This window comes from Nostoc sp. KVJ20, from assembly GCF_001712795.1.
GTDB lineage: Bacteria > Cyanobacteriota > Cyanobacteriia > Cyanobacteriales > Nostocaceae > Nostoc.
The window spans coordinates 115,043-128,648 of record NZ_KV757585.1; the positions used below are offsets into that span (position 1 = coordinate 115,043).

Genomic DNA, 13,606 nt, shown 5'->3' on the forward strand with positions numbered 1-13,606 from the left:
CTGGAAGGGTTAGTAAATGCTGCATTTTAGAAGCATTGACAGTTTCTGATTGACGATAAATAAAAACATTTGCATTGGTTTTTTTCCAATGTTAAGCAATATTTCGCCAACAGTGTCCGTATCTTGGCGGCCACCCACATAGAAGGCAATAACAATGATAATCATTATTGTAAATTTGTAGTATACTTAGCCGGACTTTCCGATTTGCGTGGCTTTTCTGAGGATGAGGTTTTTCTATAATTTTACTCGTAATACTGATAAAATCTCTCTAACTGGGGCTTTATGTGCTTCTAGCTTCTCTATTCTCTCTAATAGTCGTTTTGGAATATACTTGCATTTTTTAACAAGGCGATCGCCATCTTTCCAAAACTCATAGTGATACCAAGCTTGGGGATAATCTTTGCCGTGAAGGGTGATGGTTTTCCACTGAATGGAGCCACTACCTAATCCTTTGTGTCGTCTAGTTTTACTAGGGTTATTTTTACTGGGGGTTATCTCTGACTGTTTGACATCGTTACTAGGGCTATTTTTACTGGGGGTTATCTTTGACTGCTCGACATCGTTACTAGGGCTGTTTTCGATATCTCCCAGTAATGTGTTTTTACTAGGGCTAGGTACAACACCCAGTAATGTCAAAATTTCTCTAATTGGGCGCTTCTTGAACTCTGCTTCTTGAATAACCCCCAGTAAATTCTTGGGAATGTACTTGGTCTTCTTTCTCCCTTTTTCCTGCCAATGATAATAAGCCTGGGGATAGTCCTTTCCACCCCTAGTAATGGTGCGCCAATGAATAGTGCCGTTACCCTCACCCCAATTTCTGCGTTTTTTACTAGGGTTGTCAATACTTGGAGTTATCTCTATTTCTGAAGAGTTTTTACTAGGGTTATCTTTACTGGGGGGTATTTCTATTTCTGAAGAGTTTTTACTAGGGCTATTATCAATACCCCCCAGTAAAAATTCCGATACAGGAGGCGGATGGTTTCGACAGCAGTTTGAAGACTCAGATATTCCATCACCGCAAATTCTGGATAATTCCATAGGACTTGTCAAAAAATACCGTTGCTGTGCCTGTTTCACCGTGCCGTGCTTTAGCCATGATTAGCTCTAATATTCCTTGCTCTGTAGTGTCTGCGTTGTAGTACTCATCCCGGTAAGCAAGAATAATATTGTCTGCCACCATTTCTAAAATTCCCGATTGGCTAAGGTCGCTCATCATTGGGCGCTTATTCTGTCTGCCCTCAACTCCCCTAGAGATTTGGGACAGTGCTAGCACGGGTATATCCAGTTCCCCTGCCATTTTGTAAAGTCCCCTGGCTACATCTCCTAGTTCATAGCTGCGGTTGCCCCCTGAATCCTCTGCCATCATTTGTAGGTAATCAACTACAACTAACCCCAGTTTTCCCTCTTTGGCCTTAATTTGACGGCATTCTGACGCAATTTGTGAAACGGTGATACCCCTTGAGTCATTCATGTACAGCGGTAATTCTGAAGCAACACCGACGATTTTGGCAATGCTTGTAAATTCCCAGTCTGCTAGGGGTTTATTGCCTGAGCGATGTCTGCGGATGCGATCGCTTTTTAGTGGCGTTAACTCTAAATGCTTGTAAGCGTTGCTAACACTAATTAAACTCCACAGCCTGTACTCCAATTGTTTCTTTGTCATCTCCAAGGAGAAGATGACCACAGGTAGCTCATGGAACAGTATCATTTGGAAAGCCAAAAACAAGGCGATCTGGGACTTCCCCATTGATGGCCTACCCGCAACTATAGTGAGTGTGCCGCTTTCAAATCCCACCATCAAATTATCGAGTTCATGAAGTCCTGTAGGGTAAATGGGGTTTCCTGAATTTAAATCCTCGTAAGCAGCAACGTTAATCGTACTGTTGTGTTCAGTGTTTGAAGATAGGGTTTGATTAGATAATTGGAAAATTTTCTGTTCTGATTGGTCAAGGATTTGTGGTAACTCAGTTTCTGTCTCGTAACCCAGATGTACAATTTCATTTCCAGCCTTGATTAACTGTCTACGCGCGAATTTGTCCATTACCAACTCGGCTAAAGTGTCAATGTTGACAGCTGACACTGTGCGGTCTACCAGAGTTGCTAATTTATTTCTCCCGCCGATACGGACTAGTAAATCGTGGTCAGTAAGCCAAGCTGTAACTGTGAGTAAATCAGTGGGTTTACCAGAGCAATGAAGGCGCTGGACGGCTTGATAGATATCTTTATGGGCGCTAATGTAAAAGGCTTCGGGAATTAGGCGATCGCTCACCCTACCGATTGCTTCTGGGTCAAGCATGATACCGCCTAAAATCGCCTCTTCCGCTTCGATGTTTTGGGGTGGCAGTTTATCAATCACGTCGCACCTCCAGTATTCTCAACGAGATTTTGCCTTTGCGACTCTTCCCAAGCTCTTTTAGCCTGTCGCTGCCGTTCTTCAAGTTCTCGGCGGAATTCATCTCGAGCATTTTTTGTTTCAGTTTTTTTGGCTTGTACCTGTTTTGAAGCCAGATATTTTTCGTAATAAACCTCCCAGCGATTTCTTCCGGCTTTGTTCTTGTGAGCTAACCAAGCCTCAATGTCATTCACTGGCTGGCTAAGATTTTTGGTTTTTTCCTCACAAAATTCTAGAAAATTCGCTCGCTCGTCTTCTGAGAGAGTCTTAATAAAGTCTAAATAATTCTTATTGATCTTAGGGTTTTGTAATCCTCTCTCCACAAGGCTTTCAGCCTCCGCATGGTGCGTGGCGATCGCGCATGGTGCGTCATGATCCATCGTGGTGCGTGGTGATCCACTGTGGTGTGTGGCGATCGCGCTCGGTGCGTCATCACACCTTGGGTGCATCATCACACCATCGGTGTCTTCACACACCATTGGTGCGTCATCACACCTTGGGTGCATCATTACACCATCGGTGTCTTCAATAAATTCGGGTGTGTCATTGCACCATAATCCCTTTGGTTTCACCTTGGTTCTGACTTGCAATAGCTCTAGATCAATGAATCCCTTTGCGTCTAATTCCTTAAGAGCGCGGCTTACAGTTTGCCTGTGGACTATCCGCTCTGGTGCTGACAGCTGACGAGCTACCTCAGCGGCATTGATGTCAATCCCTTGGTTATAAGGGTCAATGGTTCGGATGTAGTATAGGACATCCCTCTGTGCTGGTGTGAGTTCACGGCAGGCTTTCAGCCATTCTTCATGCTTAAGTGGATAGAAACGTCCCTGAATTTTTGAATTTGGTTGTGTCACAATTTTGCTAATACAAATGAAAAGATAAAATTTCACCTCGATCCGTTGGGATAGAGACTAATTTTTTAGGTGTCCATCATTAACACTTAGTCAACGAATTTTTATATTCAATCGCGACAAGGTATTTATTTGATGGCTATGCTAGTAATGTGAAGATTAAAGATATGTCTGGGAAAAAGCACTCCTAGCAAGAGTTTGGTAAGATTAGGGTATACATCATCGTTGTCGTTTAATCAAACATCAAATAGTATAACCGTTAAACTTAAGTATAATTAGCAAAGCAATGCAAAGTTTTGTATCAGAAAAAACACAAAGTTATCAGCAGTTATTCGATGAGATGATGAATCGCTTCAATTTGGAAGCGAAGAAGACTGCTGAACAGGCTAAAGTGTCAGAAGTAATGTTATCCCGCTTTCGTCGCGGGAAGGCGGATCTAGGAGCATCAAAACTAATAGCGCTACTTTTGGCTATTCCGGTAGAAGCTAGGGTGTGGTATTTATCTGAGTTATTTGGTCAGAGGCCAGGAATTAGCCTGCGATCGCTGATTGCTGAAGCACCTCCAGAAGAACAGGCTGAAGTTTTACGACTAATTGCTGATATTTTTGTGAATAACAGCCGTGAGGCTACAGAACCAGTGCAGTTCCTTAAAGCTTTATAACTCACCATTGGCAATAGAATTTAACTAAGAGTAATTATCCACCAAGTTGCAAATATCCAGCAATTCTCATTATGAGAATTACTGCTTTTTCCTACAACATCCCAGATATTAGTGCAATTACCTTAACCTCTCACGGATGGATTAGGGTTAGCCAATAGCTAACTATTTGCTAACAATAGATTACGTATACTAACAAATGCTTCTCGTAGTGGTACATAAACCATACCACTACGAGAAGCAGTCAAAAGACTTGGACTGCATCCAAACACTTTAAAGAAGTACGCAGGTAATGGCAAGATCGAAAGCATCAAAAACGAGGCAGTGCAAAGACTATTTAACGTCGAGTCTTACCTCCGTGGTGCAAGCCAGAAGCTCTCCTTTATTTGTTACTGCCGAGTCAGTTCAACCAAACAACGAGACGACCTTGGTAGACAAATTGCTTACATGCAATCACTCTACCCAGATGCCGAAATCATCAAAGACATTGGCAGTGGAATCAACTTCAAGCGGAAAGGACTGCAAGCCTTATTGGACAGACTTATGCGAGGAGATAAGCTCACGCTTGTTATTGCCTGTCGTGACCGGCTCGCAAGGTTTGGATTCGAGCTTATTCAGTACATGGTCGAGCAAAACGGTGGACAAATCGTGGTTCTCGACAATACTGTACACTGCCCCGAATCAGAACTTACCTCGGATCTTCTCTCCATCCTCTACGTCTTCTCTTGTCGGATGCACGGATTCAGGAAGTACAGTAAAAAAATCAAGGAAGATCCGGATCTTCCTCACGGCGGCACAAAGGCAGATTCTTAAATCTTGGTTTGGTGTGTCTAGATTTGTCTATAACACTACTGTTAAATCGCTGCAAGATTCTAGCATCAAGGCTAACTGGAAAGCGATTAAGACTGACATATTGAATGGACTACCAGAATGGAGTAAATCAGTCCCTTATCAAATTAAATCAATCGCCATCAAAGATGCCTGTAAAGCTGTTAGTAACGCCAAGAAAAAATTTAAAAATGGTGGTGGTATTAGCAAGGTTAGATTTAGGTCAAGAAAAGACACTGTACAATCTTGCTACATTCCCAAGTCTGCGGTAAAAGACTTAGGAATTTACCACACTATATTAGGTGAGGCAATCTTCAAAGAAGCCTTGCCGCAAAGCTTTGGCGACTGTCGTTTAATATTTGCCTACCGTGATTACTATCTGACAGTTCCAGAGAACGTGCCACAAGAAAAATCTGATAACCAAGGACGCGTTGTGGCACTTGACCCCGGCATCAGGACGTTTATCACATTCTTTTCTGAATCTAGTTTTGGTGAAATTGGAACAGCTGCTAATTTGCAAATTCAGAAGCTATGCTTCCGCTTAGATAAGTTGATTTCTAAACTCACCAAAGCTAAATGCAAACAGAAAAGAAGAATGAAACTTGCGGCAAGTTCACTACGAGGTAAAATCAAAAATCTTGTAGACGAACTGCACAAGAAAACTGCTCGATTTTTGGTTGACAACTTTGACATTATTTTGCTACCAACTTTTGAAACATCTCAGATGTCTAAGAAAGCAAAGCGGCGAATTAGGTCAAAGTCAGTACGCCAGATGTTAACACTCTCCCACTACCGATTTAAGCAGTTTCTTAAACACAAAGCTTTTGAAACTAGCAAGTCAGTTATGGATGTTAACGAGGCATACACATCAAAAACAGTCAGTTGGACTGGTGAAATAATCCCCAATCTTGGTGGCGCTAAATTCGTCAAGTCTCCATCTGATGGGCAAGTGATGAGCCGGGATCTAAATGGTGCGCGAGGGATTTTCCTTCGTGCATTGGTTGATACGCCCTCTCTCCAAGAGTGTATTTGTTAATGAATGTTAGCAAAAAGGTATCGGTTAACTTAATCGTTAACGTTGATTTTCTTAGCCAATGTCTGAAATTTGCGTTGTTCACCAGCTAGTTTACGCTGTTGATAACGTTTTCTAGCTTGGTTTAGTACCTCTTGCAATAATTCCTCATTTTCTGAGCAGACGATAAATGCAGCTTCTAGGAAAGTATCTCTAGTAATTTTCTTTACATTGCAAAACGTATCTAGCTTGATATCAATGTCCTGTTCTAACCTGATTGTTCGCCTGATGATCTGCGGTAACTCTACCTGCTGTTCTTGATTAGAAGTGCTTACCTTATCGTTTATAACTTCCTCACTATCTAAATCTGGTTTTGGTTTTTCAGGTAAATGACTAAATTCAGTAATTTGGTCATTTAGTAAATTTTCATGTTGTACTTTTACAAGTGTTGTATCCCGTGCTGGAACACTTGGACGTGTCTTTTTCTTAAGGCGCTCAAAAACATCAGACATTCTTTTGTAACCTCTCGATAATTTGTTGGAAGGGAGTTTCGAGTTGTTCAAAACCTAAAGAGGACAAACTTACACCTTTATCTATGGCCTTTTTAAATTGTTCAGATTCTAAAATTGAAGGTAAAACGACTATTTCTTCGGCAATTGTTCGCATTGCACTGATACTCGCCTTACTTTGTGCGACTTGGTTATTACCTACCCATTTATCTCTGAATGGCAAGATGCCAAGCACTATCCCTGAAAAAGCATCAATTTCTTGAAGTTCCTCAACTAAACTCAGAGTTCGGATGAGAGAATTTACACCTTTGGATGATGCTTCTACAGGAATGATAATATGGTCAGCTGCCCCCAACGATGTAAGGCAGATTTGCGATCGCTGAGGTGGCGCATCGACAATGCAGTATTGGAATAAATCTGATACCTCTTTTAAGCGTTTGCTCAGAACAACAGCTCCCATACCGCTCCCAGACAAAAATTCTTGAGCATTATCTAATCCATCATCAGCAGGAATTAACCATAGGTTTTCTCCGATTTCGTAAATACCGTCTTCAGTATTTATCTGTTTTTTGAGAACTTCTAGAAGCGTGGGTTGATTCTGCTGAACTTCGTGCCCCAGGTAAAAAGTTAGGTTCGCTTGGGGATCGGCATCAATCATCAGTACACGCTGTCCTGTTTGAGCAAGCATTCTACCCAACAAGATTGCAACAGTTGTTTTTCCCTGGCCACCGGACAAGGATGCACAAGTAAGAATTAACATTTTACTGACTACCAGCAGCATTGTGTAAATTAGTCAATATCATAATGCATAATGTTGTTTTTAACTTATTTAGTCATTATGTAATTTAGTCATTTGTAAATGACTAAATTGTAATTAACGCTATTTAGTCATTACTTTAGCTCTCAAAAAGTCCTACTCTTCGAGAAGATAGTTGTAAAAATAGATTTTTGTCCCGTTTAGTTGTTGCTGATTTTAGTCAAGATTGAATTTAGTCATTCATAAATAACTAAATTGTATAATAATGCAATCTAGTAAACCAGTTTTGTTTTTTGAATAAAATAAAACTTCAAAAATGCTAATGGGGGCTTTATAGGGGCTATATGTACCCCAAAGATAATTCAGGACTTCGATGAGTATTTGACACCTATATAGGGTATATATGGGTGTTTTATGGGGTACACTTGGCTGGCTGACACTTTATACCCCACTTAGCCCCCAAGGGTGTATGATAAGCTCTTGAGGCTGGAGAAAAAAGGGGTAGTCATTTTATTCTTCTCTCCTCTGCTCCCCCATATCTCCTCATCTGATAACTTTTACAAATTGAAGCGTATTACCTTTCCCCCAATGTCGAACATTCATACCTTACAAAAAATTTTTCCTGCTGGCTTTGATAACGGTTATGGATGTCACCAGTCGAAGTTAGAGAGCTTTTCACTCAGACATTTTGGTTGTGATAAAAATTACCACGTTCTTCTAATGTAAACCCACCCAGCAATAATCCCAACCATACTTCTACCATCGGCATTTTAAAATCCGACACAAGCTGAATTTCAAAAATTCCACTCATATCACCCAAATAACTCCCGATGCTGATAAGCAAATCGAGAAACATCCAGACTAGCCACAGGTTTAGCATAAATAGCCTGATTGCGAATTGCCTGCATCTGTTCTGACTCTCGTTCCATAGCTGGTGTGAATTCTTGTCGCTGTTTCAGCAAATCCTCAAACTCAATTTCCCCTGGTCTACCTTGATAAAAAGCCGACTCAGCACAACGACGAACTGCATTACCAATTTCTGCTGGACTGCAAATGCGATATTCAGCCAACAGTCTACGCCATTGGTCATCGCTCCAAGGTGAGTTATTGTCTCGAAAAGCTGGAAAATACTTAGCTAAATGTAGATTGAAAACTTCATATCTTGCCCCTTCATGGGGTAAGTCCACAAAAAAGATATCATCAAAACGGCGAACTAACTCCGCAGGTAGCATTGACAAGCGATTGACAGTAGCAATGGTATAAACTGGCTCTTGATGCTCTTGCATCCAAGTTAGTAAAGCCGCAGATAGCCGCCGTGCCACACCTCCATCTGCGTTGGAGTCCCAGCCAGCAAAGCCTTTATCAAAGTCATCCCAATAAAGTACACAGGGAGAAAGGGAAGTCACCAAAGCAATAAACTCCTTTAATGCTCTGTCGGGATGAGGATCACCCAGTAGTACACCCCAGTTAGCTGCTAACAGTGGTAATCCCATTTTCTTAGCTGCTAACTTGGCAGAAAGACTTTTACCAGTACCCGGTGGCCCCCATAAGAGCATCCCCGTGGGAAACTTCAATCCATATTGCTTTGCTTTAGGTTGAAGTAGATAGGTAATAGTTTCCAACCTTTTCTCCAATAAATCTAATCCCCCGGCTGAAGGTACATCCGGTTGAGCAATGTACTCTAAACCCCGACCCCGCAGTTTACTAACTTTATGCTCTAGGACTAATTGGGCGATTTCCTCAAGCCGCTTTGTAAAACCCAGACATTGCTGTAGTAGCATATTTATCTCGCCTATGGGTAAACCCTGACAGGCAAGAAAAAGCAATTGCAGTGCTGATGTTTTTTCTGTTGTTTTTAGCCAAGAATTGCGATCGGTTACAGCGCGGCGATCGCACTCTGCAAACTGCTGAAGCTGGGGATGGCTACTTCCAACCCAGGCATCACAAAACTGCTCCACAACTATCTGCACCTGCTGTTGATCTGGAAGTGGATTTGACAGTATAGGAATAAAAGGCTGTAATTCTAGAGGTAGTTGAATGTAAGTTTCCAATAACACCCAGTAATGATGTTGTTGACTCCAAAGAGCTTGATGACAGGCATTTAGTAATTGATAGCTAAATTTTTGACTTATTTTGCTACCATCACCCTCATTTAGAACTCCCTCCAGTAAATAAATGCCTGGTTGATATTCCTCCAGAAGATACTGAATAATGTCCCCGTCTTTACCCCTGTCAGTTGACTGTAAGATGTACTGACCTTGATGCTGAATTAATTGCTGTAGTCCACAGTAACCAGGATTCCAGACAAAGACTGACAAAGAACGTTCTTCACCCCAATGGTAAAACTGCTGTAGTATCTGCATTCTGTCAGGCGTATGATACTCCACAGCCACAATTGGAGTATTTTGGTTAGCTAGAGCAGGCCAGTCTGTCAACTTCATAAATCTGACTTCAACAACTTACTTTCCCCTTTTAGAGCAAATTTATTACTGATGCTTTAGCCACACGGATAATTATTACTAACGGGTTGGCTATATTTATTATGTGAAAAAGAGCGAGCGCCTCCAGTACAGCGTTAATTTCGGAAACTGCTCTTACTGCGTTTCTTTATCTTTTAATTCCAAAGCATAAATTGGTTCTTGGCAACTTTTGGTGATCTCGGTTGGGGGAAGGCAGAGGGCAGAAGGCAGGAGGCAGAAGTCGGAAGGGTAGAAGTAATAAATTCAAGCTTTGAGTTTGTTTAAGCTAGCAACTAATATACTTTGCATTTCCTCGACCTCATTCAATAGGGGAGTGAAAAGGTTTTTGTCAGCTAAATCTACTTCTTTAGCAATGATTAATTGGGTATCAAGTTCTCTCAAAGAACCTAAAGCAATATGTAAAAACTGTATATATTCTGGCTTTGAGCGTCTACCATAGCCTTCCCTAACGGGACGCTACGCGAACAGCAATGTTGGATGCTACAGATACAGAAGAACGTCGTATTTGACTAGTTAAACCATACAATTCTGACTGAGGAAATAGGCGGGTAAATTTATAACAATTGATAGCAAGTTGAACCGCTCTTTGCCAGATAAACTGATTTCTATAACTCATATAATCAAGTGTAAATTGTCAAAATTTTGTCCTCAAATAGCCAACAAAAACCGTCGCTCCAGTAAATCTATTTTGGCGCGACCATACATCTGCCGCTTTAACATTTTCAGTCGATTAATATGCCCTTCAACTGGGCCATTACTAACTGACATAGTTACACCTGCTTTCACAGCATCGTAGTCAGACTCTAAACTAACAGCAAAGGAGCGCAACAAAGAAACCGAGCTGTTTTTAGCTTTGTTTAACCAAGCATCGAGCTGCTCGCTCAGACGTTGACGCACAACAGATGCAAACTGTTGAGCTAGTTCAATAGCTGACTTCAAATCAGAATGGGCTGTTTGTAGTTGAGCGATGATTTCACGCTCATTAGGCTGTATTAATTCTGGTCGTCGCAAGACTAAAGCTGTGACGCGACTGGGGGTGAGAGGACGATGGGAGGAAGAACTAACCCTGGGGGACGCGTTTTTCTTTGAACACTTTGCTGGCTCAAATCCAGGCAAGGTCTTGAGATAACGAGTGAAGCGAGCGACCGTGGCATAACCACCGATATAGCCGCAGGTGCGAATTTCTTCAAACAGTTCTTGGGTGTTGTGGTTCCCGCTATTCCAGCGACTGAGGAGGTAATCATGATAAGGGTTGAGAAGACTCAGACCGTGGTCGCTACGCTCACGACGTTCTGTAAAAGTTGAGCTACGTAAGTAATTGAATACGGTAGTTTTAGAAACTCCAAGGGATTGAGCAATTGCTAGCCCTGAGAAGCCAACAGACCGCAGTCTCCAAACTTGCTCATGGATTTCCCTCCGTCTATCCCGTGCTTTGGCGGATTGAACTTTTCTTTTTAAAGATGTGTTTTGGGGAAACCTTGGCACAACTGGACTCTTATTAGTCTCAGCAATCATGGAAAGGTTATCGGGGAAAGGCAAAGGGCAGACGGCAGAAGGCAGAAGGTTGGTTTGAGGGTTTTCCTGTGCAGTCAATCCGTCTGTACTCTCTGCCAAAAAGGGTTTAAAACCCCCAGCCAAGTTTTGAATTTCAGTGGTCTGCAATTGGGTGGGGTATGTATCCCCATCCAATTCCCCAATGCCTTCAATTAGTGCTGTTTCCACCTCTAAATGCACTTTAGTATCAATACTAAATACTTGTTTTTCCACAACTTTTACGTACTTTGGCGTGAATACCAAAGACTTGATAGAGCGTTTGAGATAAGTTCTGCAATAAGTGAAAACGGTCTGCAACTTGAATGGCTTCTGGCGCGCCTTGACGAATACCACTTTCATAAGTTTTTGACCGATCTCGTGAGACGACTTTGACACCAGGGTGGGCTTTTAACCATTCTGTCAAGGTTTCAGCTTTTGCATCTTTTAGTAGAGCAATTGGTCGGCTGCGTTCCAGGTCAATTAGTGCTGTGCCGTAAGTTTTACATTTACGAAAACAAAAGTCGTCTACCCCAAGAGTATGTGGCGTTACGATGGGTGGCAGTGGGATTGAGCGGACTAAATTTAACAGTGTGTTGCGAGAAACTTTTATCCCCCATTGCTGTAAGAGTCTTTCCCCTGCTGCACCACCATTAGCTAAACCAATCACACTCAGTCGTTGAGCTAAACGTAGAGTTTTTCTAGCCCAAGGTGCGGTTACATTGGTCAGCCTTTCTGTAAAAATGCGTCGTTTACACAAACTATTGATGCAAAAAAACTTCCTTACCCGTAACTGTAAGGTAATGCTGTAATCAGCCCAGGGTAAGTCTGCTAATAAGCGTTCATAGCGACTATGAATTTTTTGAGTTGGTTGGTTACAAACTGGACAGTTAACTACTCTACTGATGGCGGAAACAATCAACTTTATCTGAGTTTTTATCTCGTCAAGTTGGCAATTATCAAGTTTCAGATTGTTTGAATCTGGTAAGAGGTGAGTTAGCACCGACATAGACCTTGCTGAGGCTTATTCCTCAAATGTTTGATGGAGTGAAGTTTGAAGTATCTTAATTCTTGCGGGGCTACAAAAAGGGCTAGGATGCAGATAGAATAAGCCTCATAGCTCTTTCTCCTTGCTGATAGTACTTACGCTTATTAGGACTTAATCTCAATAATTCAGTGACTAACTCATAAGAATTTTCCATGAAATTGACCCAATTGTCGCCATAAAGACCAACATAAAAACTACTATGTCGTCGAACAATCCGCTTAGATTCTTTAATTCGTCCAACATATTTTTGAACACCCATGCGTTTAATTTTTTGACCAGATATAGTTGCAGCCGTATAAGCAAGTGAGATCAATAATATTAAGGAAATTAGCCTTTGTCCTGATACATTAGTATCTTCTAGGTTATAACCACCGCTCTTAAAATCTCTAAACATCTCTTCAATATCAAAACGTTGTTTATAAGCTCTAATAACTGAATCTAAATCATCTAAGTTGGTAAGGATAAACCAACCCTCCTCCGGCGCAACTCCCAAACGTTTACGTTTCCATTTAGCAGCAAGATTAAAACTAATAAACCCAAGGGATTTTGTATATTTAATGCCTTGGTAAAAGAAGGAAAGACCAGGTGCTAAACCTAAATCTCTTAATTGTAGCCAAATTTCTGGTTCTATTTCTATAAATGCATCTTTTTTTAAGCGTAAACAGAAATATACTTTCTGCTCTGTCAGCCAGTTAGCCAGCTTTATCGAACAAAATTCACGGTCTCCTAACACTATAGTTTTATAATTATTAAAAAGCGGCAATGCTTTTTTGAATACTGCTTCTTGTTCATCAAAATTGCTTGAACCTAATTTGTCTAATAGCTTAAAGTATATTGGGATAGACCTTTTATCCCAAACCACACTAATCATTAACAGATTAATACACCCCCAATTAGTCCGGTCAATTACTAAATAAATAACTTCATTTAAGGGAAAATATATCTCTAACCAGCTTTTAATAATTGGGAACCAAATTTCTTCAATATTTATGTAATTTAATGACAAAAATCTTTGAACTTTCTTTCTTCTACTTTCAAAAAATATGGGGATAGGTAAAGCAGTAGCCAGTGCTTCAATGCTAACAGTTTTAATAGATTGTAATAAATTTATCAGGATTTTTAGTAATAAATATTCTGCACGTCCCAATTCTCGCTTGAGGTTTGTCTCGTAGAATTCTGGTAACATTATCATTAAATAGAGCTTGTTGCGAATTAATGCTCTTTTTCTTTTACCACAAATTGCTACACTACTTGCCATATATCTATTTCAGGGTATTTTGTCTCCCCTCAAGATCTTAATTATATCTTTCTGACTTCCGACTTCCGACTTCTGCCTTCTGCCCTCTGCCCTCTGCCTTCCCCCAACCGAGATCACCAAAAGTTGCCAAGAACCCATAAATTTGCCAGAAACTTAAAGTAAAGATTTGCAGTTTTTTCAAGCATAAATTTGTCGTCGCAGCAAAGACAGGTTTGAAATCGCAAAACAATGAAATTGAAATGAAATGGATGTGAAAGCCGCGATTGCGGCAAGGAGGTGAAAA

The 13,606-nt window shown here is 41.0% G+C and carries 13 protein-coding genes and 1 pseudogene; 3 read left to right on the plus strand and 11 right to left on the minus strand.

Translation table 11 applies throughout. The annotated features are described in order from the left end of the window. Positions 1 to 234: 234 nt before the first annotated feature. From A4S05_RS09155 to A4S05_RS09165, 3 genes are read right to left on the minus strand one after another with little or no spacing between them, the layout of a single operon-like run. Positions 235 to 1,038: a hypothetical protein gene (locus tag A4S05_RS09155; protein ID WP_069069512.1), complete on the minus strand. Its 804-nt coding sequence runs from the start codon at positions 1,036 to 1,038 to the stop codon at positions 235 to 237. Next, positions 1,013 to 2,356, minus strand: coding sequence for a replicative DNA helicase (dnaB, locus tag A4S05_RS09160; RefSeq protein WP_069069513.1), 1,344 nt, complete (start codon positions 2,354 to 2,356; stop codon positions 1,013 to 1,015). Before dnaB ends, A4S05_RS09155 begins: the two co-directional genes overlap by 26 nt. Continuing rightward, on the minus strand, positions 2,353 to 3,246 hold the full coding sequence (locus A4S05_RS09165) for a MarR family transcriptional regulator (RefSeq protein ID WP_069069514.1): 894 nt from the start codon (positions 3,244 to 3,246) through the stop codon (positions 2,353 to 2,355). The genes dnaB and A4S05_RS09165 overlap by 4 nt, the downstream gene beginning before the upstream one ends. Before the next feature lie 283 nt (positions 3,247 to 3,529). On the opposite strand from A4S05_RS09165, the gene A4S05_RS09170 reads away from it, so the two are divergent. From A4S05_RS09170 to A4S05_RS09180, 3 genes are all read left to right on the plus strand, one after another. After that, a complete protein-coding gene (locus tag A4S05_RS09170) occupies positions 3,530 to 3,904 on the plus strand; it encodes a hypothetical protein (protein ID WP_069069515.1) in 375 nt (124 codons plus the stop codon). 255 nt (positions 3,905 to 4,159) lie between these two features. Next, on the plus strand, positions 4,160 to 4,714 hold the full coding sequence (locus tag A4S05_RS09175) for an IS607 family transposase (RefSeq protein WP_256090900.1): 555 nt from the start codon (positions 4,160 to 4,162) through the stop codon (positions 4,712 to 4,714). Next, positions 4,680 to 5,765 carry an RNA-guided endonuclease InsQ/TnpB family protein gene (locus A4S05_RS09180; RefSeq protein ID WP_069069572.1) on the plus strand — a complete coding sequence of 362 codons (1,086 nt, stop codon included), beginning with the start codon at positions 4,680 to 4,682 and terminating at the stop codon, positions 5,763 to 5,765. The genes A4S05_RS09175 and A4S05_RS09180 overlap by 35 nt, the downstream gene beginning before the upstream one ends. A 29-nt stretch (positions 5,766 to 5,794) precedes the next feature. Here A4S05_RS09180 and A4S05_RS09185 read toward each other — a convergent pair whose 3' ends face one another. The 8 genes and pseudogenes from A4S05_RS09185 to A4S05_RS09210 form a co-directional block, all read right to left on the minus strand. Then, entirely contained in the window at positions 5,795 to 6,253 is a 459-nt protein-coding gene (locus A4S05_RS09185; protein WP_069069517.1) for a carboxysome distribution maintenance protein McdB, read from the minus strand. Beyond that, positions 6,246 to 7,010, minus strand: coding sequence for a ParA family protein (locus A4S05_RS09190; protein ID WP_069069573.1), 765 nt, complete (start codon positions 7,008 to 7,010; stop codon positions 6,246 to 6,248). The genes A4S05_RS09185 and A4S05_RS09190 overlap by 8 nt, the downstream gene beginning before the upstream one ends. 676 nt (positions 7,011 to 7,686) lie before the next feature. Then, a complete protein-coding gene (locus A4S05_RS43085; RefSeq protein WP_256090894.1) occupies positions 7,687 to 7,818 on the minus strand; it encodes a hypothetical protein in 132 nt (43 codons plus the stop codon). Between the two features lies 1 nt (position 7,819). Then, positions 7,820 to 9,448, minus strand: coding sequence for an ATP-binding protein (locus A4S05_RS09195; protein WP_069069518.1), 1,629 nt, complete (start codon positions 9,446 to 9,448; stop codon positions 7,820 to 7,822). A 282-nt stretch (positions 9,449 to 9,730) separates the two neighbouring features. Then, positions 9,731 to 10,103 (minus strand): annotated as a pseudogene (locus tag A4S05_RS09200) (four helix bundle protein). Between the two features lie 32 nt (positions 10,104 to 10,135). After that, entirely contained in the window at positions 10,136 to 11,254 is a 1,119-nt protein-coding gene (locus tag A4S05_RS43090; RefSeq protein ID WP_256090896.1) for a transposase, read from the minus strand. Continuing rightward, positions 11,235 to 12,026 (minus strand): ISL3 family transposase, encoded by a 792-nt coding sequence (locus A4S05_RS43095; RefSeq protein ID WP_256090897.1) that lies wholly within the window; start codon positions 12,024 to 12,026, stop codon positions 11,235 to 11,237. The genes A4S05_RS43090 and A4S05_RS43095 overlap by 20 nt, the downstream gene beginning before the upstream one ends. A gap of 82 nt (positions 12,027 to 12,108) precedes the next feature. After that, positions 12,109 to 13,251, minus strand: a complete 1,143-nt coding sequence (locus A4S05_RS09210; protein ID WP_069069574.1) for an IS4 family transposase — start codon at positions 13,249 to 13,251, stop codon at positions 12,109 to 12,111. Positions 13,252 to 13,606: the final 355 nt, after the last annotated feature.